The sequence below is a fragment of the Fibrobacter sp. UWB7 genome (assembly GCF_900142945.1).
Classification (GTDB): domain Bacteria; phylum Fibrobacterota; class Fibrobacteria; order Fibrobacterales; family Fibrobacteraceae; genus Fibrobacter.
The window spans coordinates 743,455-764,798 of the sequence record NZ_FRCO01000002.1; the positions used below are offsets into that span (position 1 = coordinate 743,455).

Annotated in this window: 14 protein-coding genes; 9 read left to right on the forward strand and 5 right to left on the reverse strand. The window is 50.6% G+C overall.

The annotated features are described in order from the left end of the window. Window positions 1-162 precede the first annotated feature (162 nt). Window positions 163-1,317: a DHH family phosphoesterase gene (locus tag BUC30_RS08610; protein WP_244536560.1), complete on the forward strand. Its 1,155-nt coding sequence runs from the start codon at window positions 163-165 to the stop codon at window positions 1,315-1,317. A gap of 89 nt (window positions 1,318-1,406) precedes the next feature. Here BUC30_RS08610 and BUC30_RS16330 read toward each other — a convergent pair whose 3' ends face one another. Next, window positions 1,407-2,774 carry a hypothetical protein gene (locus BUC30_RS16330; RefSeq protein ID WP_073424454.1) on the reverse strand — a complete coding sequence of 456 codons (1,368 nt, stop codon included), beginning with the start codon at window positions 2,772-2,774 and terminating at the stop codon, window positions 1,407-1,409. Between the two features lie 594 nt (window positions 2,775-3,368). Here BUC30_RS16330 and trpB point away from each other — a divergent pair. The 4 genes from trpB (at window position 3,369) to BUC30_RS08635 (ending at window position 7,751) form a co-directional block, all read left to right on the forward strand. Next, window positions 3,369-4,646 carry a tryptophan synthase subunit beta gene (gene trpB, locus BUC30_RS08620; protein ID WP_073424455.1) on the forward strand — a complete coding sequence of 426 codons (1,278 nt, stop codon included), beginning with the start codon at window positions 3,369-3,371 and terminating at the stop codon, window positions 4,644-4,646. 5 nt (window positions 4,647-4,651) lie between these two features. Continuing rightward, on the forward strand, window positions 4,652-5,404 hold the full coding sequence (gene trpA, locus BUC30_RS08625) for a tryptophan synthase subunit alpha (RefSeq protein ID WP_073424456.1): 753 nt from the start codon (window positions 4,652-4,654) through the stop codon (window positions 5,402-5,404). Window positions 5,405-5,517: 113 nt separating this feature from the next. After that, complete coding sequence (locus BUC30_RS08630) at window positions 5,518-6,393, forward strand: hypothetical protein (RefSeq protein ID WP_073424457.1); 876 nt, start codon at window positions 5,518-5,520, stop codon at window positions 6,391-6,393. Beyond that, window positions 6,390-7,751, forward strand: a complete 1,362-nt coding sequence (locus BUC30_RS08635) for a hypothetical protein (protein ID WP_139260815.1) — start codon at window positions 6,390-6,392, stop codon at window positions 7,749-7,751. Before BUC30_RS08630 ends, BUC30_RS08635 begins: the two co-directional genes overlap by 4 nt. A gap of 28 nt (window positions 7,752-7,779) precedes the next feature. Here the strand turns inward: BUC30_RS08635 and BUC30_RS08640 are convergent, their stop codons facing one another. Further along, a complete protein-coding gene (locus BUC30_RS08640; protein ID WP_073424459.1) occupies window positions 7,780-8,565 on the reverse strand; it encodes a fibrobacter succinogenes major paralogous domain-containing protein in 786 nt (261 codons plus the stop codon). 451 nt (window positions 8,566-9,016) lie between these two features. Here BUC30_RS08640 and BUC30_RS08645 point away from each other — a divergent pair, with 451 nt between their 5' ends. The 4 genes from BUC30_RS08645 to BUC30_RS08660 all read left to right on the forward strand — a co-directional run bounded on the left by BUC30_RS08645 (window position 9,017) and on the right by BUC30_RS08660 (window position 17,383). Next, a complete protein-coding gene (locus tag BUC30_RS08645; RefSeq protein ID WP_073424460.1) occupies window positions 9,017-11,290 on the forward strand; it encodes an aconitate hydratase in 2,274 nt (757 codons plus the stop codon). A gap of 156 nt (window positions 11,291-11,446) precedes the next feature. After that, window positions 11,447-13,132 carry a sodium-dependent transporter gene (locus BUC30_RS08650; protein ID WP_073424461.1) on the forward strand — a complete coding sequence of 562 codons (1,686 nt, stop codon included), beginning with the start codon at window positions 11,447-11,449 and terminating at the stop codon, window positions 13,130-13,132. A gap of 321 nt (window positions 13,133-13,453) precedes the next feature. Beyond that, window positions 13,454-16,789 (forward strand): MFS transporter, encoded by a 3,336-nt coding sequence (locus tag BUC30_RS08655; RefSeq protein WP_244536561.1) that lies wholly within the window; start codon window positions 13,454-13,456, stop codon window positions 16,787-16,789. 126 nt (window positions 16,790-16,915) lie between these two features. Then, window positions 16,916-17,383: a RidA family protein gene (locus BUC30_RS08660; protein WP_073424463.1), complete on the forward strand. Its 468-nt coding sequence runs from the start codon at window positions 16,916-16,918 to the stop codon at window positions 17,381-17,383. Here BUC30_RS08660 and BUC30_RS08665 read toward each other — a convergent pair whose 3' ends face one another. The 3 genes from BUC30_RS08665 to scpB form a co-directional block, all read right to left on the reverse strand. Continuing rightward, complete coding sequence (locus BUC30_RS08665) at window positions 17,384-17,866, reverse strand: HD domain-containing protein (RefSeq protein ID WP_244536562.1); 483 nt, start codon at window positions 17,864-17,866, stop codon at window positions 17,384-17,386. A 113-nt stretch (window positions 17,867-17,979) separates the two neighbouring features. Next, complete coding sequence (mutS, locus tag BUC30_RS08670) at window positions 17,980-20,619, reverse strand: DNA mismatch repair protein MutS (protein ID WP_073424465.1); 2,640 nt, start codon at window positions 20,617-20,619, stop codon at window positions 17,980-17,982. Further along, window positions 20,619-21,323 carry an SMC-Scp complex subunit ScpB gene (gene scpB, locus BUC30_RS08675; RefSeq protein ID WP_012820032.1) on the reverse strand — a complete coding sequence of 235 codons (705 nt, stop codon included), beginning with the start codon at window positions 21,321-21,323 and terminating at the stop codon, window positions 20,619-20,621. The genes mutS and scpB overlap by 1 nt, the downstream gene beginning before the upstream one ends. Window positions 21,324-21,344: the final 21 nt, after the last annotated feature.

The window sequence follows — 21,344 nt, forward strand, 5'->3', positions numbered from 1 at the left end:
GAACGGATTCACCGGTTTCATCAAGTGTTTGATAAAATGGCTTCCGGAATGTGCCGGAAGCCTATTTTTTTTGCATCTTCAGTTTACAGCGCCTCTGCAACCGCAAATAAAATAAAAATTTACAAAATCCCGCAAAAAGCGAAAAAAGCTATTTTCTGCGACATGAACAAACAAACTCTTTTTAACAACATTTTTTCCATTTGCCTCTCAAGCACTCTTCTTTGCGCTTGCGGCGACAGCACTTCTTCCGACTCCAACAACGAAGGAGAAGAATTCAAAAACACCGTCAACGCCTTGGACTGGGGTTCCGACACCACATTCGTCATCGGGCACAAGACTCCTGATGTCGACGCCGTCACTTCGGCTATGAGTTACGCTGCACTCATGCGAGCTTTGGGGCACAACGCCGTAGCCAAAATCGTAAGTCCAATCAATCGCGAAACAGCTTACATCGCCGAGAAATTCGGATTCAAAATTCCTGAACAGATGTCGTCTGTAAAAGCCGGTACGCGTCTCATCCTCACCGACCACGCCGAATCCGCGCAGTCCGTCGAAGGAGTCAAAGAGGCTAAGATTCTCCAGATTATCGACCACCACATTCCTGGCGATCTTGATGAAAAAGTCACCTCCGACACTTACGTGAACCGTCAAATTATCGGTTCCGCCTGCACTATCATTTGGGACCTCTACAAAAAAGCCGACGTCAAAATCGATAACGACATGGCCAAGATTCTTTTGGCGGGCATCCTTTCTGACACGCGCAACTTGACCAAAGTCGCATCCTCGGCTTTAGATTCGTCTGCATGGAAAAGCCTTATCGAACAGCTCAAGATTTCCCCCGATAGCGTCGCCAAGCTCTCCCGCGAAATGGACGATGCGTCGCACGATTACTACGGCATGACGGACAAGGATATTTTCCTCTCCGACTACAAGGATTACGAAATCGAAGGCGTCAAAATCGGAATTGCAAGCAACGACTGGTATGTCGATTCGACCAAGAGCGACTTCTTTAAACGTCTCGCCGCCGTGATGCCCGAAATTGCCAAAGAAAAGAAGCGCGACATTCTCTTTGCCAAGGTTGACGGACACGACCCGAATCCAGATCCGGAAACCGCCGCCGAAACGCCGTTCATCGAATCGGGCTCCTACACCATCATCTACGCTACAGGCGATTACGAAGCCACGGCTAAAGAAATCGCCGAAAGTGCATTCGGAGAACTTTTCAGCGAAGGCGTTTACTTCTCCGCCGAAAAAATCAGCCGCAAGTCGCTGATGGTCCCAAAAATCACGGAATACCTCGAAGGCAAGAAAAAATAAAACCACCCCTTGCCTCAAAAATTCAACACTATAGCATAAGGGCTTCCGGGATTTGCCGGAAGCCTAATTTTTTACCGTTTGTATTTCAATTATCTGATAATAGGCTTTTCCCATTTAAACACTGGATAACCATCATTAATGTCGTCATCATCGGCAACATAAATATTGTCAAAAGCAAGGCCATTCATGGTACTAATAAATTCATCACTTTGCATAAAATATTGTTCTTTTTCCAAAGCTCCATTAGCAATCAGCTTACGGTCATCTTGGATTAGATAAAATGAATTCACAGAAGTATTATACGTATTGGAATTCGTAGTATTCGAAATTCCTGCAGCCCGTTGGTTATTCGGAGCGATCAGGAAACCCACATTATAACAAACCTTAATTGTTGAAGCCGAGTTATTGTTAAAGCCTGCGATTCCAGCTGTGCGATTAGATTGAGTTACAATCATTCCAGAATTATAGGCGTAATACAACCATCCATAGTTTTTGTAACCAACAATACCACCAGCAAAATCAGAGCCTTTGACATAAGACTTTCGATTGAATACCTGTTGAATCTCAGCATAGTTCATTCGGCCAACAATACCGCCAACATATTTGTCTCCAACAATGTAGGAATTTTCAATGCCAAGGAACATTACATGTCCACTATCGCTTTTAGTCGTAGCGCCAAGAGTTCCAATAAAACCAGCTCGTTCATAAGCAGGCTTATTTACATAAATGCCAGAAACAATATAACCATTTCCGTCAAAAGTTCCTTTATACATAATTTTATCCGTTCCGCCTCCAATGGGAGTCCATTCATTCAAAGAACTTTGAGGCAAAATCAAATTTCCTTTTTCATCCACCATATTATCAGGGTTAAGGCGGATATGCTGCATCAACTTGGCATTAAGTCTTTCTTCGCCCTTATTCGTCACCTGGTCAGCAAAATACGCCAATTCCTCAGCGGTATAGATAAGCATGAATGACTTTCCATCAATAAATTCTGTTGATGGCTTAGTCATCTTGCCTGTCCAAACATCAGAAACATTTGTATAAGCTTTAGTGCTGCTTGACGATTTTACCGAACTACTCGATAATTTTGCAGAACTACTGGATTTTGCCATGCTGCTGGACGATTTCACGCTGCTTGAGCTTTTTGCCTTTTTATCAGGAGCCCAGGTATATTTACCATCAACATAAGAGCACGTGTAATAGTCCACTTCTTCAGAAACAAAAATACGCTCGCCAATGTTTGAATTTTTACAAGCTCCAAGTTCAAACATTGATTCAACGCTCGTTCTTTTTACGCTAGAACTGCTTTTAATTTTGCTGGAGCTACTTTCCTTTTCACTCACCTGCGGAACAACCGGCGAAGCGCTGTCATCACCACACGCAGAAAGAAGGGACATTCCTACGAGGGCAAATACGCCAACAAGGCTAGTCCATTTAACTTGTTTACTTTTCATTTTTTCTCCATTGGTTAAAAATCCAACAATGGAGCCCACCTCATCCCGTAAAAACGTTTTCGATCCGCACAAAAAAAGCGTGGAATCGTCCGCGCCATCGTAGTTGAGGTAACGACCAAGTAAACCTTAAGCAAAATAAACGCAAACGACCCACACCATAGGGTGTGAGTGTCTGCCCTTTTTCTCTTGCTTAGAAAGTTTTGGTCGTTTTTCAACTACAAGAATAAGAGCGAACTCTAAATTATGTCAATGTAAATATAAGTAAATAGTGAAATTTTCCAAAGCCCTTTTTTTATATCGAGAAAAATCCGAAAAAATTTTCCCATTCCCTTGCCAAATTAAATTTCCATTCCTACATTTATAGTATGAAGATGAACGCAGTAATCCGTTTCAACCGTTGGTGGTGGGGCTCTACGAGATAGAGTCCGGTTTGCTGATTTCATCAAGTGTTTGTAAAAGGCTTTCGGGACTCTCCGGAAGCCGATTTTTTTTGGTTTCTGGACTCGCAGCGCCTCAGCAGGCATAGAGACTTTAACCCTTAACTAGATCCTTCGACTTCGGGCTTCGCCCATCTCTCAGGATGACAGAACAACAATGACCTCTACAACTTCTAACAACGGTTTCTTTGACAAGTTCGGCGGCAAGTACGTTGCCGAAATCATCCGCCGCCCGCTCGACGACCTCGAAGCGGCATTCAACAAGTACATCCACGATCCGGAATTCCTCGAAGAGCTCCGCATCATCCAGCGCGACTACATTGGCCGCGAAACGCCGCTGTACTTCGCCCCGACCGCAACGGAACTGTTGGGCGGTGCACAGATTTACATCAAGCTGGAAGGTCTCGCCAACACAGGCGCCCACAAAATCAACAACGCCATCGGTCAGTGCTTGCTCGCTAAGAAGATGGGCAAGACCCGCATCATCGCCGAAACAGGCGCCGGTCAGCACGGGCTCGCCACTGCCGCCGCTTGCGCAAAGCTCGGCCTCGAATGCGTGGTGTACATGGGTGAAGTGGATGTTCGCCGCCAGCAACCGAACGTGGCCACCATGGAAATGTACGGAGCAAAGGTTGTACCGGTCACGAGCGGTAGCCGCACACTCAAGGATGCCGTGAACGAAGCCATGCGCGACTGGGCCACGAATTTCAAGAACACTCATTACGTGCTTGGTTCCGCACTCGGCCCAGCCCCGTTCCCAGATATCGTTCGCACATTCCAGTCGATTATCGGCGAAGAAGTGAAGCGCCAGGCCGCCGAACGGAACATTGACATTGCCGCGGTTGTCGCTTGCGTGGGTGGTGGTAGCAACTCCATTGGCGTGTTCACGCCGTTCATCAACGACGCAAACGTGCGTTTGATTGGTGCAGAAGCCGGTGGCATAGGCCCGAACGTCGGCGAAAACGCAGCCCGCATGACGGGTAACGCCAGCCGCGAAGGCATCGTGCAGGGTTACAAGAGCCGTTTCCTCATTGACGAAGACGGTCAATCCATGCCGACGCGCTCGATTTCGGCTGGCCTCGACTACATGGGAATCGGCCCGCAGCTCGCCGCCCTCGGCGAATCTGGCCGCGTGGAATTCACGGCGATTCTCGACAAGGAAGCTTTGGAAGCGGTGAAGTTCTTCGCCCGTAACGAAGGGATTTTGTTCGCCCTCGAAAGCGCTCACGCCGGCGCTGCCGCGATGAAGATCGCGAAGGAATTGCCGAAGGACAAGGCTCTCGTCATCAACATGAGTGGCCGCGGCGACAAGGACATCTTCATCACAAGCCCGGTGTTCCGCCCCGAAAAGTGGAAGGAATTCCTGAAGGCCGAACTCAAGCGCCTCGAAAACAACGAAGACATCCACGACGCCGAAATTATGACAAGGAAGTAATCACCATGAATTTAATGTCTCATCTTATTGCGGGTTTTCCTGACGCTGAAACTTCTATCGCCATCGCCGACGCTCTTGTGAAAGGTGGCGCCAACATTCTTGAAATCCAGCTTGCCTTCAGCGACCCGAGTGCCGACGGTCCGGCCATCCAGACCGCTTCCACCATCGCTCTCGAAAAAGGCTATTCCACCAAGCAGGGCCTTGCCATCGTGAAGCAGATTCACGAACGTCACCCCGAGACGCCGATTTACATCATGACTTACGGCTCGCTCGCCTTTACGCCGGGCGTCGAAAACTTCGTCAAGATGTGCAAGGACGCAGGCGTTTCTGCTTGCATCATTCCGGACCTTCCGTTCGACCATGACGAAGGCCTCACCGAAGCTTGCAAGAAGCACGGTCTCGAAAACATCCCGGTCGCTGCTCCGAGCATGACCAAGGAACGTCTCGAAACGATGGCTTCCGCCGGTTTCAAGTACATCTACGCCGCACTCCGCGCTGGTACTACCGGAAGCGAAACGACGATTGACCAAGCAACGCTCGACTTTATCGACACAGTCGGTAAGCACGGCGCCAAGGTTCTCGGCGGCTTCGGCATCCGCAACGGCGAACAGTCCAAGGTGCTTTCGAAGCATGTGTACGCTGTGGTCGCAGGTTCCGTGTTCGTGAACATCGTGCTTGCAAACGCAGACACCACCGAAGGCCGCGCAAAGGCCATCGCCGAAATCGAAGCTAAAGCCAAAGAAATCGCCGGGAAGTAAAGTCCGCGCATTTCAGGAGCGCATCGCTCACGCATTACTTATAAAGCTCACCAAAATCCATTGGTGAGTTTTTTTATGTTATTTATTTTTCTAGACTTTAGCTGAAAAACATTATGCGTAAAATCATTCTTTTATTCATCATTTTTGCATGTGCGATCACATGGGCTGAAGACGATGTCGTTTTAGCCCCCAGCATAGTGCCCCCTGCTATGGCAGCTAAGCAAATCGCACCTGGAGTAAGATACCTGTTTACCATAGGTAACTCGCTTGGAGCATGTGACCCATCCACCCCAAAAGCGATGCATTCCGATTTTTGCCGAAGCGAACGCGAATACGGAGAAGATAAAATCAGCGGATTCAACGCCCGCCTTGACATCAACTTATACAACATCACTTGGCCCAAAACAGAAAACACCGAAGGTGCAGAAAACTGGTATGGTCACACCTTTGGCGGAGGGATGTTCCTGACCACGCATTACTCCATCCCGTTAGAAATCGGGATTTCCCCCATCATCGTGCAATGGCTCGGACCAATATACGTTGGTGCCGCATATGATCTGTCTTTCGGTCATTACTTCGGCTATAACAGAGAAAGAAAAGATTATAACGTCAACTACACTTACCATTTTGATGCAGGGGCCAGCACAAACAACTTCTCCGGTTCGCTCAATTTGGGTGGCGGAACCATGTTTTTCATGAATAACCATGGTCTAGCCTTTGGCGCTCACGCCGGATTACGTCAATTGCACATCATCAACGCAGGCGAAAATCTGAACGGAAATCCTGCCACCAGATTTTCATATGGCTATAAATTACACAAATGGATATTCTATTACGGTCTTGAATTCGCCAATTATTCAAATTTGCCTTTACTAAAAGAAGCGAATCAAAAACAGCACTTTTTCTCTATTATGTCATACGAAATGGGACTTCATACAGAAACAAATCCCGTCATTTACTGGTCCTTTTCGTTTAGTTTACTCCTATGAAAATAATCTTAAATCATTGGATACGTTCTTTTTTAGCAATCGCATTAGCGATATTCCTTGCTAGTTGCAGTTCTATCACGCGCCCGCCTCCAGCAGCCGCTTTTATGGACAGCTATGGAAGAAACGATGTCATCAACAACGTCAGTTTTTCATATTATGCAGGGCAACTTAAAAATGGCGTTCGCGATGAAGACGGTCACAACACGGAATGGTGGGGCGACGCCTCTTTCGAAAGATTTATCAGCGGCGATTACTTCACTTTCGGATACGGACTGCAATCACTCACTCCAATCGTGCAAGCCGGTTTTGCCTCCCCGTATTTCGGCATCACAGGATGGGGCAACGCATTTGCAATTTTGTACGCTCCAATGCATGATTCCAGCACATTTTTCACCCGCTATTCCGGCGGAGGAATGCTTATCGAGCAGATTCCGATCAACGACAAATGGAAATTAGGCTTTACACAGCATTTGTCAAGGAACGGTCGCGAAATCGACAACGGCGGTAGATTTAGACAAATATGGATTCCGAATCCTGAGCCTAAATTTTATACAGAAGTTGGCGGAGGCCTTTTTATAACCGGCGCTGTTGGAGAAAATTGCAAAATGTCGTTTGAGCTCCGTTATGGCAGAGACCTCGATGAAAAGCGTAATCGTTTTGCAATAACGATAGACTTTTGGGGATTTTCCTCGCCATTTTCATTCGGCGGAAATGACGAAATAAGGAAAGCAGCTGCAAAGAATCTCGAAAAAATGAAAAACATGAAAACAGCTTCTATTGACAACACTCAGACAGCAACGCTCACAGATACACAAAAAATCGATTCAAAAACGACTAGTTCGCTAACAAATTCAAGCACGATCACCACAACAGATACGCTACATACGATAAAACGACGCTGGTTCCGTTTCAGCGACAGCTCTCAAACGATTTCAACCATATACCACCCCGTTAAAAACGTTACAGCCAGCACCACCAAAGGAATTTGTTATAACGAAAAAAACAATACCGTTTGGCTCAAGCAAGACTACGGCAAAATGTTGTACCAAGTATCCGCCGATTCGATTGACTATTGTCAAGAGATGGAACGCAAAAACCTGTTGGGAACAACCCTTTTAGAAGGGCTTCTCGGGTTCTTGATTGCAGCTCAAACTACGGGGAATTTCCCTGCTGCCATTGCAATAGGAGCCGGTTTTGGCACCGGAATTTGGGCACTTTTTAACTTTGGCTTTGATCCAGAAGAACTCGCCCCCAAAGTGTATCGCGAACTCTGTTCCGAAAAGCACACCCAGGAGCAAATCAAAGAGTGGCTCAAGCAATACCCGTGCGGTGGAGATTTACAACAAACCGCCCCATAAAATAGCGGTTTTCACAAACAAAAAAACTTTAATTTTTCACACAGCGGACAGAAAATGCAATATCCTTGTTATCGCCAGGGATATCTGCAGAGTTGTTGCGGAAATACATATCCATGAAATAAGAATTGGCAAAATAGACTTCAGTCGTACTCCAAAAATACGCACTGCTATCCTGAAATCCGAAATGCCCATTGGCATCCCTGAAACCAGCCGGCATCGCCGCAAATCCGAAAGCGTCCGCTCCGTTGCCATTTTCCGTCCAACCGCTAGTAGCTTTCAGCTTCAATGCGGCGATAGAACTGCCGCCCACCGCTTTTAGCAAAGCTTCGAATTCTTCCATGCTAGGGAGGTGCCAACCTTTAGGGCATACACCGCGAACAATCTCGCTTGCCTTGCAGTCTCTCGTATAACCGCAGCCTTGCGCATCCGTACTGAACAACGCAGCACTGTCCATAGCAGCAGGCCATGTATAAAGCCTCCCCAACGTTTTGCATTTTTCCGGGTCGTTATAGACGCAATAACTTGACGTATCGGCGACACCTCCATTAACGGACTTCAAATTATAGCGGTAATTCAGATTTTGTGCCATCCATACTTTGGAATAGCCCGTTCCTTCGGGAGCGATTGTCGTAGTACGGTAAACTTGTCCGTCACGAAGATCGGTCAATGTATTTTTCTCAGCATCGTAAACACTTTCGTCGCTGAAGGAAATCGTAGAATTACTGTCACAGGCAACGCAAGCAAAAGTTGCGGCACAAAGCAACCAATTCAGGAGCTTAAAAAGAACCTTTTGGGACGTAGATATTACAGACATGGTTACATTGAAAAATATAATAAAGCCACTTCAAAAAAGAGGTCACGCATATAAATCTGCGATTTTAGAATATTTATATGCATTTTTCGAATAAAATATCAGTATATTTTTCTCATCAAAGCATATAAAACACACGCCTTCTCCATTTTTATATGCATTCAAAGCCTCGAGCAGCTCCGCGACAGCACTTACTTTACACAAAATATACCTAAAAATGCATATAAATCGACTGAATTTGAATTTTTATATGCACATCCGCATTTTAACGGCATAATTATAAGCTTTAACCATTACATTTCTTGTTCGCACATTACATTTGCAAGCCCGCCTTTACACTTTCTAGAAGCTGCGTAGAAATCGCGTTAATATATCTCCCAAATACGCTTAAATTTTCCCTTTTCGCTGTTTTTAAAATTTCTATCTTTTCGGTCGAAAAATTCACGAGGTAACTATGCTTTTTAATTTCGACATGATCCAAGCTACTTACGCGCGCATTCCTGCACGAGTTGCAACAGCCCGCAAGCAGCTCAATCGCCCCCTCACTCTCGCCGAAAAGATTCTCTACAGCCACCTGATCGAAGGTGCCGAGAACAGAACTTACAAGCGTGGCGCTGATTTTGCCGAATTCCATCCGGACCGCGTCGCTATGCAGGACGCCACCGCCCAGATGGCCCTTTTGCAGTTCACGACGGCAGGCAAGTCCAAGGTTGCCGTTCCGAGCTCTGTCCACTGCGACCACTTGATTATTGCCCGCGAAGGTGCCGAAAAGGACCTCCCGAAGGCCAAGGAAGAAAGCAAGGAAGTGTATGACTTTTTGCAGTCTGTTTCTGCCAAGTACGGCATTGACTGCTGGCTCCCGGGTGCTGGCATCATCCACCAGGTGGTGCTCGAAAACTACGCCTTCCCGGGCGGAATGATGATCGGTACCGACTCCCACACCGTGAACGCTGGCGGTCTCGGCATGCTCGCGATTGGCGTGGGCGGTGCAGATGCCGTGGACGCCATGGTCGGCCTCCCGTGGGAACTCAAGTACCCGAAGATGATCGGCGTGAAGCTCACTGGCAAACTCCAGGGCTTTGCAACGGCTAAGGACATCATCCTCAAGCTCGCAGGCATCCTCACTGTTAAGGGTGGCACGAACGCTATTATCGAATACTTTGGCGAAGGCGCACGCAGCCTCTCCGCAACAGGCAAGGCAACGATTGCGAACATGGGTGCCGAAGTGGGCGCCACCTGCTCCACCTTCAGCTACGACGATTCCATGAGCCGTTACCTCCGCGCTACTGGCCGTGCCGACGTCGCTGACGCCGCTGACAAGATTGCCGCCGACCTCAAGGCCGACCCGGAAGTTGAAGCCGAACCGGAAAAGTATTTTGACCGCGTTGTGGAAATCGACCTCAACACGCTCATCCCGCATTACAACGGCCCGTTCAGCCCGGACCGTGCATTCGCCGTGACCGACATGGCAGAATCCCTCAAGGCTACCGAAACGAAGCCGGAATCTACGCCGGTCGTGAGCGCAGCCCTCATCGGTTCTTGCACGAACTCCAGCTACGAAGACCTTTACATGGCCGCCAACATGATCAAGCAGGCTCTCGCGAAGGGTCTTTCCCCGAAGTGCCCGCTCCTCATCAACCCGGGCTCCGAACAGGTGCGCTACACCGCCGAACGCGACGGCCTCATCGACTTGTTCAAGCAATTCGGTGCAACGATCATGACGAACGCTTGCGGTCCTTGCATTGGCCGCTGGGACCGCGCCGGTGCCGACAAGAAGGAACTCAACACGATCGTCCACAGCTTTAACCGCAACTTTGCAAAGCGCGCTGATGGCAACCCGAACACGCACGCCTTCGTTGCCTCCCCGCTCATGGCTGTAATCGCCGCCCTCTCTGGCGACATCCGCTTCAACCCGATGACCGATACCCTCGTCAATAACGAAGGCAAGGCCGTGAAGCTCGATCCGCCGGAACAGTGCGAACTCCCGCCGAAGGGCTTCGACGTGAAGGACGCGGGCTACCAGGCTCCGGCTGCCGACGGTTCCAACATTACCGTTTCCATCAACCCGACCAGCAAGCGCCTCCAAGCCCTCGCACCGTTCGCAGCTTGGGACGGCAAGGACATCGCCGGCGCCCCGCTCCTCATCAAGGCCAAGGGCAAGTGCACCACCGACCACATCTCCATGGCCGGCCCGTGGCTCAACTACCGCGGTCACCTCGAAAACATTTCGAACAACATGCTCATCGGCGCCGTGAACGCCTTCAACGGCGAAACCAACAAGGTTCTCTGCCAGTGCGGTGAATACAAGGAAGTTCCGGAACTTGCCAAGATTTACAAGGCCAAGGGCACGGGCTCCATCGTCATCGGTGACGAAAACTATGGTGAAGGCTCCAGCCGCGAACACGCCGCCATGGAACCGCGCTTCCTCGGCGTGAAGGCCGTGATCGTAAAGAGTTTCGCCCGCATCCACGAAACGAACCTCAAGAAGCAGGGCATGCTCGCCCTTACCTTCAAGAACGCCGCCGACTACGACAAGATCCAGGAACAGGACGTGTTTGATATCGTTGGCCTCACCAAGTTCGCCCCGGGTTCCGAGTTCACGCTCGTCGCCCACCACAAGGACGGCTCCGTCGATAACATCGCCCTCAGCCACACCTACAACGAACAGCAGTGGGCATGGTTCAAGGCAGGCTCCGCCCTCAACTTGATCCGCGCTAACAACAAGTAAGCGCATATCGCCATTAACCAAAGCGCAGACTCATCCGGGCCTGCGCTTTTTTTTATCCCCCCACACGTAACATTTTTCAAAGTTGCCATTTTTCGAGGAATAACTAAATTTAACACGATATTCACTGAGTTTCGGCTCAAATTTTAGGAAAAGAACATGGCAAATAATCGTGAAAGCTGGGGTTCCAAACTCGGGGTCATCCTCGCAGTCGCTGGTTCCGCAGTCGGTCTTGGCAATTTTCTTCGATTCCCTGTGCAGGCGGCTACCAATGGCGGCGGCGCATTCATCATCCCCTACCTCATTGCGTTTGTGTTCCTTGGGATTCCGCTCGCCTGGATTGAATGGACGCTTGGTCGTTACGCTGGCTACCACAATTACGGCACCTCCCCAAGCACGTACCACGTGATTTTCCAAAAGAAAAAGAAGTGGGCAAAGTACCTGGGTTCGCTCGGACTCCTCCCGCCGATTTTCATCATTTTCTACTACGGATTTATCCAGTCCTGGATTTTGGCATTTGCGTTCTACTCGGCAACAGGCACGTTGATGGACGTTGTCGCGCAGGGGCCGGAAAAAATGACGGAATTCTTCGGCAACTACATCATGCTCAAGACTTGCGTCGGTGGCATCCCGGTCGCCATCATCTTCTTCCTCATTACATTTATCGCGAACATGATTGTGCTTTCGTTCGGTGTACGCAAGGGCATTGAACGCGCGAACAAGATTTGCATGCCGATCCTCTTGATTTTGGGCCTTGTGCTTGTGGTCCGCGTGCTCACGCTCCCGGGCATTGGCAAGGGTCTTGCCTTCATGTGGAACCCAGATTTCTCGGAACTCGCTAGTCCGAAGGTCTGGATGGCGGCTGCAGGCCAAGTGTTCTTCACGATGAGCCTCGGTATGGCCATCATTTTCTGCTACGCAAGCTACCTCAAGCCAAAGGAAGACCTCGTGCTTTCTTCGCTCACGGCAAGCGCAACGAACGGCTTCGCCGAGGTGATTATTGGTGGTACGGTCGTGATCCCGATGGCAGTGCTTATCGCAGGCGCAAACATCGAAGAATGCGCCAAGCTCGGCACATTCGGTCTTGGATTCCAGACGATGCCTTACGTTTTCGGAACACTCCCGTTCGGAGGCGTGCTTCAGACCGTTTGGTTCACGATGCTCTTCTTTGCAGGCATCACGAGCGCCATTTCTATCATCCAGCCGCTCATCAGCTTCTGCGAAGACGACCTCAAGTTTACGCGTAAAAAGTCCGTCACGACGGTCAGCACGATTACCTTTATCGGTAGCCTTACCGCTATTTTCGGCCTCGCCGCAGGCACAGTCGATGAACTCGACTTCTGGGGCGGTACGTACCTCATCGTGTTCGTGGGCATGATCCAGGCGGTTCTCTTTAGCCTCGTGCTCGGACGCCGCAACGCCAAGAAAGCCCAGGAAAATGGCGACCTCCCAGCCGAAGTGGTTGTGGAACCGGGCGAAAATGAAGCTTTTGCCACCATGAACGATGGCTCGCTTCTCAAGCTCCCGCGTTTCCTCCGCCCGATTATCCTTTACGTCTGCCCGATTTACCTGATTGTGCTCTTAGTTTCGTTCACACTCACGGACGGTCTCCCATTCATCACGCTTAGCAACGTAGACCCGAACGCAACGGTCACATTCCTCGGACACACGTTCCCGCAAATCGGATTCACGTGGGCATTCCGCGGATTCTTGCTCGTGCTTTTCTTGCTTTTGAACCTCGCCATCGCCTATGCCTGGCGCAAGGGTGGTCCCGCAGAAAAGGGCCGCAGCAAGAGCATCAAGAAGATGGAAATCGGTAACTCTGACGAAAACATGGAGGGTTAAAAAATGGACGCTGAATTTACTACGGGCGGACTCGTTTTCATGGTTTGCGCTTGGGGCGCTATCATTGGGCTCTGCGCTTTCTGCTTCTATAAAGTGTTTAAGAAGTAGTTGTTAGTCAATAGTCTTTAGTCAATGGTCATCAGCCATTGGTCGTTAGTATCATGCCCGCCACCGCGCGGGCATCGCTTTTTTTACCCCCTCTAATCATTACTATATTTACCTCGCATTTTTGAACAATTTTTATACTAAACAACCTATATGAAACGTACTACTTGCCCTGGCGAAGTTCCCTATTACATAGCTGTATTTTTAACATCTTTTATGCAACTGGGTTTATTCATCCACTTCCAAAGATGGATAACCTTCAACTCCGAGGGTGCACGGTTTTTCTGGCTGAGCCTACTACTCCAATTCGCCATGTTCTCGCCGAGCATCATCATGATGCATGTGGCAAGTTACTTCGCCGGCCGTTTTCCCAAGAGCAAAGTCATGGGTTGGACCTCCATCGGCATGGCTATCTCCGTTTTGCTCATCGCATTCTTCTTTGGCGATAGACTAGACTTTGGTGCATTTGCATTCCTGTTCCTGTACGGCATTTTCCTCTCGATTTTCAATCCGGCAAAAATCGGCCTCATGAAAGAAATCACCGACGGGAACGACCTCGTGAAAATCAACGCCAAGCACTTGATTTTCATGGCGCTCGGTATCACAATTATATCCTTCCTCACGTTTGACTACAGTCCGAACGACAGCTCGACCATTAGCTACTCGCTCCTCCCGTTTATCCTCTCCGCTGTTGGACTTTTCGCTGCCATTTCGTCGTTCTGCATCCGCATCTGCAAGCAGAACAAGTTCGTGAAGCTTCGCTCCCCCATGCGCAATTTCTCTTCGACCTGGTCGAACCCGATGCTCAAGCTCTCGATGCTCGGCATTGCTGCATTCTGGAGCGTGACGCAATTCCTCATCATGATTTCGCAGAACATGACGGGTACGCAGAGCTCAACGCTATTCCAGTGGACATTCATCTTCACCGGAATCGGCTACATCATTGGCGCCATCAGTGCCGCAAAGTCTTCCAAGAACTTCGTGGAAACAGGCCTTATCCCGCTTGCCGCCATTGCGTCTTCCATCACGATGATTATAACGCCATTCATCAATAACCAGTACGTCCTTGCGTTCCTCTACGCATTCATCGCCTTCTGGGCAGGCTCCGCATTCGTCATCCTCCGCACGGTCATCCAAAACGTCACACGCCCAGACACATCTGGCCGCATCCACGCCGTTTCGTTCATGATTCAGATGAGCTTCCTGTTCATCTTACTTGGCTTCCAGGTCATCCTCTTCCTCATGACCGAACTCAGCCTCCACAAACAGCTATTCTTCCTCGCCGTAATCCTCGCCCTCACGTTCGTGTTCACGCTCAAGCGCACCCCGATGACGCTCCTCCGCGCTGGGCTCCGCTTTGCATTCTCATACGTGTTCCGCTATAAGGTCAAGGTCCACGGCATCCAGAACATGCCCGAATCCGGCCCGCTCCTTTTGGTGGGTCCGCACTTTAGCTTCATCGACTGGGCCGTGCTCCAGATGGCATCTCCGCGCACGCTCCTCATCGCAAGCAACAGGAACACGTTTGCAGATTGGTACTTGCGCTGGTTCTCTCACGGCAAGTCGGTCATCAACATCAACCGCCGCGACCCCAGCGAAGCCATGGAAAAAATCCACGAAGCGCTATTGAAGGGCGAAGCGGTGGTCATCTTCCCCGAAGGCGAAGTTTCCAAGACGCCATTTGTTTCCAAGTTCTCGCTCGACTACAGCAAGGCCATCGCAGGCACAGAAGCGCAAATCGTCCCGTTCTACATCCAAGGTCTCTGGGGCAGCCGTTACAGCCACGCCTCCGAATGCGTAAACCGCCCGCAGTACTTCAACCGCGTCATCAGCGTGGGCTTTGGCAAGGCACTTCCCGCCTCCACCCCCGAAGATGTTATCCGCAAGGACTTGCAGAACTTGGGCACGGATATCTGGAACATGGCGATGGACCATTCCGCAAGCATCATTCCGCTTTGGTACCGCGCCATGCGCAAGCGCCGCTCCCGCCCAATCTTGATTGACCCTGCCGGCCGCCACGTGAATGGTTACGAGATGATCCGCCTCTGCCACCACTTCGGCAAAAAGATCAAGTCGCTCACCAAGAATGACCAGAATGTAGGCTTCATGCTCCCCACAAGCCGCGACGCAGCCCTCGGCATTATGTCCATCCTCGGTTGCGGAAAGACGACGGTCAACTTGAACTACACCTCGCCCGTCGACACGCTTATCGGCTGCATTGACAAGGCTGAACTTTCGACAATCGTCACTTCGCACGCCTTCTTCGACAAGCTCTGCGGCAAGAACCCGGACTTCAAGCAGCTCGCCGAAAAATGCCAGATGTTCTACATCGACGAAGAAGAAAAGAAAATCAGTACCTTCTGCCGCCTGCTCGAATCGTTCATCGTCCTTACATTCCCCAAGAAGCTTTTGAGAGATTTCTGGTTCACCACGTCTAAGTTAACCGATGATGCCGTTATCTTGTTCAGTTCCGGTTCTGAAGGTACACCAAAGGGTGTAGAACTCACGCACAAGAACGTGATTTCCAACGCCCAGCAAGGAGACCACGTCATCAGGCTTTGCCGCACCGACGTGATGACATCGCTCCTCCCGCTGTTCCATTCGTTTGGCTTTACGATGACGTTCATGATGCCGCTCCTCGACGGCGTGCCGATGGTGCTCTGCCCCGATCCCACCGACATCAAGACTCTTGCCCGCGTATGCGCCGAATACAAGGCAACCATCCTCATGGGCACCCCGACGTTCCTCCGCGCCATCGCCATCAACCGCTGGGTACACCCTATGTGTCTCGACTCTTTGCGCTACGTGATTGCCGGTGCCGAAAAGCTCCGCCCCGAAATGCGCGAGACCTTCAAGCTCAAGTTCGGCAAGGACATTTACGAAGGTTACGGTTGCACGGAACTCACGCCGCTTGCCACGCTCAACGCCCCGAACGTATTGCTCGACGACTTCTTGACGATGGAAAAGTGCTGCGACCACTCGAGCATCGGCATGGTTGTCCCTGGTTCAACAGGCGCCATCATCGATCCGGAAACGAACCAGTTCCTCGCACCGGGCGAAGAAGGCATGCTCGTCATCACAGGCCCGCAAGTGATGAAGGGTTACCTCAAGGACGAAGCCAAGACATCCTCTGTAATCCTTGAAATCGATGGACGCCGCTGGTACAAGACCGGCGACAAGTGCACCATCACCAAGGACGGGTTCATACAAATTCTCGGTCGCTACAGCCGCTTCGCAAAGCTCGGCGGCGAAATGATTTCGCTTACTGCCGTGGAACTCCGCATTGCAGAAACAGGCATCTTGGACGACCACGAATTTGCGATTACCGCCGTGCCGGATTCTGTGAAGGGCGAACGCATCGTGCTCCTCGTCAAGGGCGACGCAACGCTCGACACCGAAGAAATCTCGAGAAGCCTCCGCAAGTCAGGCATCCCGCCACTCATGCAGCCGGGTTCTGTATTTGGCGTCGAAGCCATTCCGAAGCTCGGAAGCGGCAAGTGGGACTTCAACGGAATGAAGAAACTCGCCACGGAATTAGTCGAGAAGAAGTAATCGCCACTAATAGCTTTAGAATATACCCGCACACAAAAACGTGTGCGGGTTTTAATTAGCGAAACATAAACGCTCCAAACGCACCTCAATTATTGTATATTAAAGGCGCAAAAACAAGGAGATTACATGAGTCAAATTGTCTCTAAATTCCAAGAATTGGGGCTGACGCTCCCCGCCTGCCCCGCACCGGTAGCCGCTTATGTTCCGGCAACGCGCTTTGGCGATACGATTATCGTTTCTGGACAGTTACCATCTGTGAAGGGAGACTTTTCCGCCTTTACAGGCGTCGTCCCGAACCAGATTTCTGTGGAAAAAGCTAAGGAAGCGGCACAGATTTGCTTCTTGAACAACATTGCCGCCGCCCTCACGCAGTTGAAAGCCGGCGAAACACTCCGCCTCGTTCAGATCCAGGGTTTTGTGCAGTCCGCAAACGATTTCCACGACCAGCCGATTGTGCTGAATGGCGCTAGCGAACTTGCCGTACAGATTCTCGGTGAAAACGGGAAGCACGCCCGTACGGCTGTTGGCGTTTCGACACTCCCGAAGAACGTCGCTGTCGAAATCAGCTGCACGTTCCAGGCAATTAAGGAATAATTAAAGCACCAATTTGCGGATCCACTCGCGCATGTGGAATACGGAATAGCCCGAAGTGAGAGACTTCTGGGCTATTTTTGCACCCCATTCCGTCGCCATCTTTTGGGGATTCAGCGGGAACCCGACACGGCCCAAATCCAGACGGTCCGCATCAAAGCACGTGTCTATCGTAACAATTCCCGTACGCGGCTGAATCGTGTGGAGGCGACACGCATCATAGAGCCAGCCAAAGCGCTCATCGTCCAGCTCAAAGCGCTTTTCTTCACGACAGCGCTGTGCAAATTCTGCGCCACGTGCGCCATGTTCACGGTCGTACGCATCATCCAAACGCTGCGAGTCGTGGAAAATAGCAAACAAGCGCACCACGTCAATGTCGGCGCCAGTCTTTTTCGCCAGGAGGAGCCCATTATACTCCACCTGATGCCAATGCTCAATGCCATGAACCTCGGACTCGTAGAGCCGATTCTCAAAAGCAAAGTTCATTAAAGCCGCGAAATCAATCATATTTTAGTTGTTAGTTCTTAGTCATTAGTCAGTAGTTTTATTATTGCAGTTTCGCCGCATTTATCTAAAGACCATTGACTATTGACTAATTGCTATTTCCCGTAATTTTCCTTCAGGTCCATGAGGCGTTGCAGCGCTTGCATCGGAGTCATTTCCTCGGGCTTGAGCCTGCGAATTTCATCCTTGAGCAAAAGCGTGTTCTCGTCTGGCGGTGCAAACAAGTCCATCTGCGGCTGCGCCTTGATTTTCTTGTTTTGCGCCTCGTCGCTCGGGTCAATCTTCTGCTTTTCCAAACGGAGCAAAATCTTGCGAGCTCGGCGCACCACGTTAGGTGGCAGCCCCGCCATCTCGGCCACGTGAATACCATAGCTTGAATCGCAAGCACCTTCAAGAATCTTGTGCAAGAACGTGAGCTTGTCGCCCTTTTCCTGCACAGCGACCTGGAAGTTTCCGGCATGTTCTAACGATTCCACAAGGCCCGTCAATTCGTGATAGTGCGTTGCAAACAGCGTAAGCGCCATGCGGGCAGGCTCGCTGTGGAGAGTCTCGACAATCGCCCACGCAATTGAGAGACCGTCAAACGTACTCGTACCGCGACCGATTTCATCGAGCAGCACAAGGCTATGCGGAGTCGCATTGCGCAAGATGTTCGCCGTTTCGATCATCTCGACCATGAACGTACTGAGGCCACGGCTCAAGCGGTCGCTTGCGCCCACACGCGTAAAGATGCGGTCCACCACGCCAATGCGCGCACTTTCGGCAGGCACAAAGCAGCCAATCTGCGCCATGAGCACAATAAGCCCCGTCTGGCGCAAGTACGTCGATTTACCGGCCATGTTCGGGCCTGTAATGAGCATCAGTCGCGTACCATCCGGCGAGAGCGTCACATCATTCGGGATAAAGTTCAAATCAGGGTTCACCGCAACAATCACCGGATGGAAACCGCCGCGAATTTCAATACCCGTTCCTTCAAAAACTTCCGGGCAAACGTAATTGTACTTACGTGCCGCACGGGCAAAGCTGTACAAGCTATCGACTCGAGCAATTGCATCGGCAATGCCCTGGAGTTCGGCACGCCAGCTGTTCACGCGTTCGCGAAGTTCGCAGAAAATCTTGTATTCCAGCGCATGGATGTTGACTTCGGCATTGCTGATGACGGATTCGCATTCCTTCATCTCGGGCGTGATATAGCGTTCGCCGTTCACCGTTGTCTGCTTGCGGATGTACTCGTCCGGAATCGGCTGCGTGGCCTTCGCCATCTGCGCCTTCGTGATCTCGATGTAGTAACCGAACACGCGGTTGTAACCGACTTTCAATGACGGGATTCCGAGGCGTTCGCGTTCGCGACCTTCCAGCGAAGCAATCCATTCGCGGCGTTCCTTGATGTCTTCGTTCATCGCATCAAGTTCAGCACTTGCCCCCGGGCGGATCATACCGCCTTCGCGCACGGTCATCGGCAAGTCATCATTGAAGTACTTGAGCAAGTCTTCGCCACGGCCCTTTGCTGCATTCAACGTTTCGCGTAGACCTTCAAAAAGCGGCGCATGCAAGCCTTCCAAAACGTCAGCGACCTTCGATGCCTGCGAAAGAGAACGTCCCATTCCAGCAAGGTCACGCGCATTTGCACGACCGCTACCGACACGGCCCATCAAGCGTTCCATATCGAGAATCGACGTGAGCGATTCCTTGAGTTCATCAAGCGCCACAGGATTCTGGACAAGTTCGCCCACCGCTTCTTCGCGTTCGCGGATGCGGTCCACAGCAATCAACGGATGGCTCACCCAGTCCTTGAGCGTACGCCCACCCATCGCCGTCACCGTAAAATCGAGCACTGAGCAAAGCGTGCTGGAATAATCGTCAGCATTCAGCGGACGCACGAGTTCCAAGTTGCGGAGCGTGCTCGGATCGAGCGTCATGTAATCGTCCAGATTCAAAATCTCAAGCGTCGTAAAGTGCGACAATTCGGACTTTTTCTGGTTGATCAAATACTGGAGCAACGCACCCGTCACGGACGTTTCAAAAACGCGACCATCCAAGCCAAGGCCATCAAGAGCTTCGACCTTGAAGTGTGTAAAGAGCACATCCTTCGCCTGGTCTTCTGCAAACAAAATCGCCGGGAGTTCAGTGACCAAGACGTTTTCCGCCTTGATCAAGTCCATAATCGCTGATGGAATCGTCGTCCCTTCGGGAATCACAATTTCCTTGGGCATGCGGCGGCTGAATTCGCATTCAAAAGCCTGCACACTGCTACGGCACGTGGCCAAGTAACCCGTTGTCACATCGGCAATCGCAAAAGCAGCTACGTCCCCGTTTCCGCCCTTGCCATCATCGCTTGTCGCAGGCACATAAGCGCAAAGGTAGTTTGCCTCTTTCGCATTGAGGTTTTCTTCGTTCATCGCCGTGCCGGCGCTGATGATTTCAACAATGTCACGCTTGACAATGCCCTTCGCGAGTTTCGGGTCTTCGACCTGTTCGCAAATGGCGATGCGGTAGCCTGCGGCCACCATCTTTGGCACATAGCGTTCGGCAGCGTGGTGCGGGAACCCGCACAAAGGCGTTGCACCGGAGGCGCCGTTATTGCGGCTCGTGAGCGTTAAACCTAAAATTTTCGAGGCGATTACAGCGTCATCTTCAAAAAGTTCAAAGAAGTCGCCCATGCGGAAAAACAAAATGCAGCCAGGATTTTCTTTCTTGATTTCGTAATATTGCTGCATCAACGGAGTAACGGCCATTAAGCATCTCCCATAGACAATTCAATCTGGTCAGTCGATTCTTCGAGCGGAGTCGGTTCTTCCGGAGCGTTATCAGGCTTGGAGTACTGCGGCACCAGAGCGCCGGCTTCCAAAAGTTCGCTGAATTCGCGCAAACGCGGCAAGTCTTCTGGAATGCGATTGATACCAAAGTATTTCAAAAATTCTTGCGTCGTGACGTAAGTATAGGGGTTACCGACAGTTTCCGCTCTTGCACCCAAAGTAATAAAGCCCTTGTCAAGCAAATTACGGATCGGACCATCCGCAGAAGAAACGCCACGAACCTGTTCAATGGCGGCTTTGGTAATCGGCTGCTGGTACGCAATCACGGCAAGCGTTTCAAGAGCTGCCTGCGAAAGGCGTCTTGCATTTGCTTCCGGGAAGAGTTTGCGCACCCATGGATAATACTTTGCACGTGTTCTAAAGCGGTAACCGCCCGCCTGTTCCACAATTTCAAACGGAGACTGAATCTTGTTCAAAGAATCGTTCGCGGTAATGAGTGCATCCGCCACAGAACGAGCATCCAAAAAATCGCCGAGAATTTCGCGAAGCTTCTTGAGCGTCACGACATCCGGAGACGCAAACACAAGCGCCTGTATAATGCGAGCCAGGTCTTCCCTACTTTCAACTTTCGGGAGTTCCGCCGATTCTTCGGCCAGTTCTTCGACATTCTGATCTTCAGCCATACGTTTGATCCTTTTGTCTAA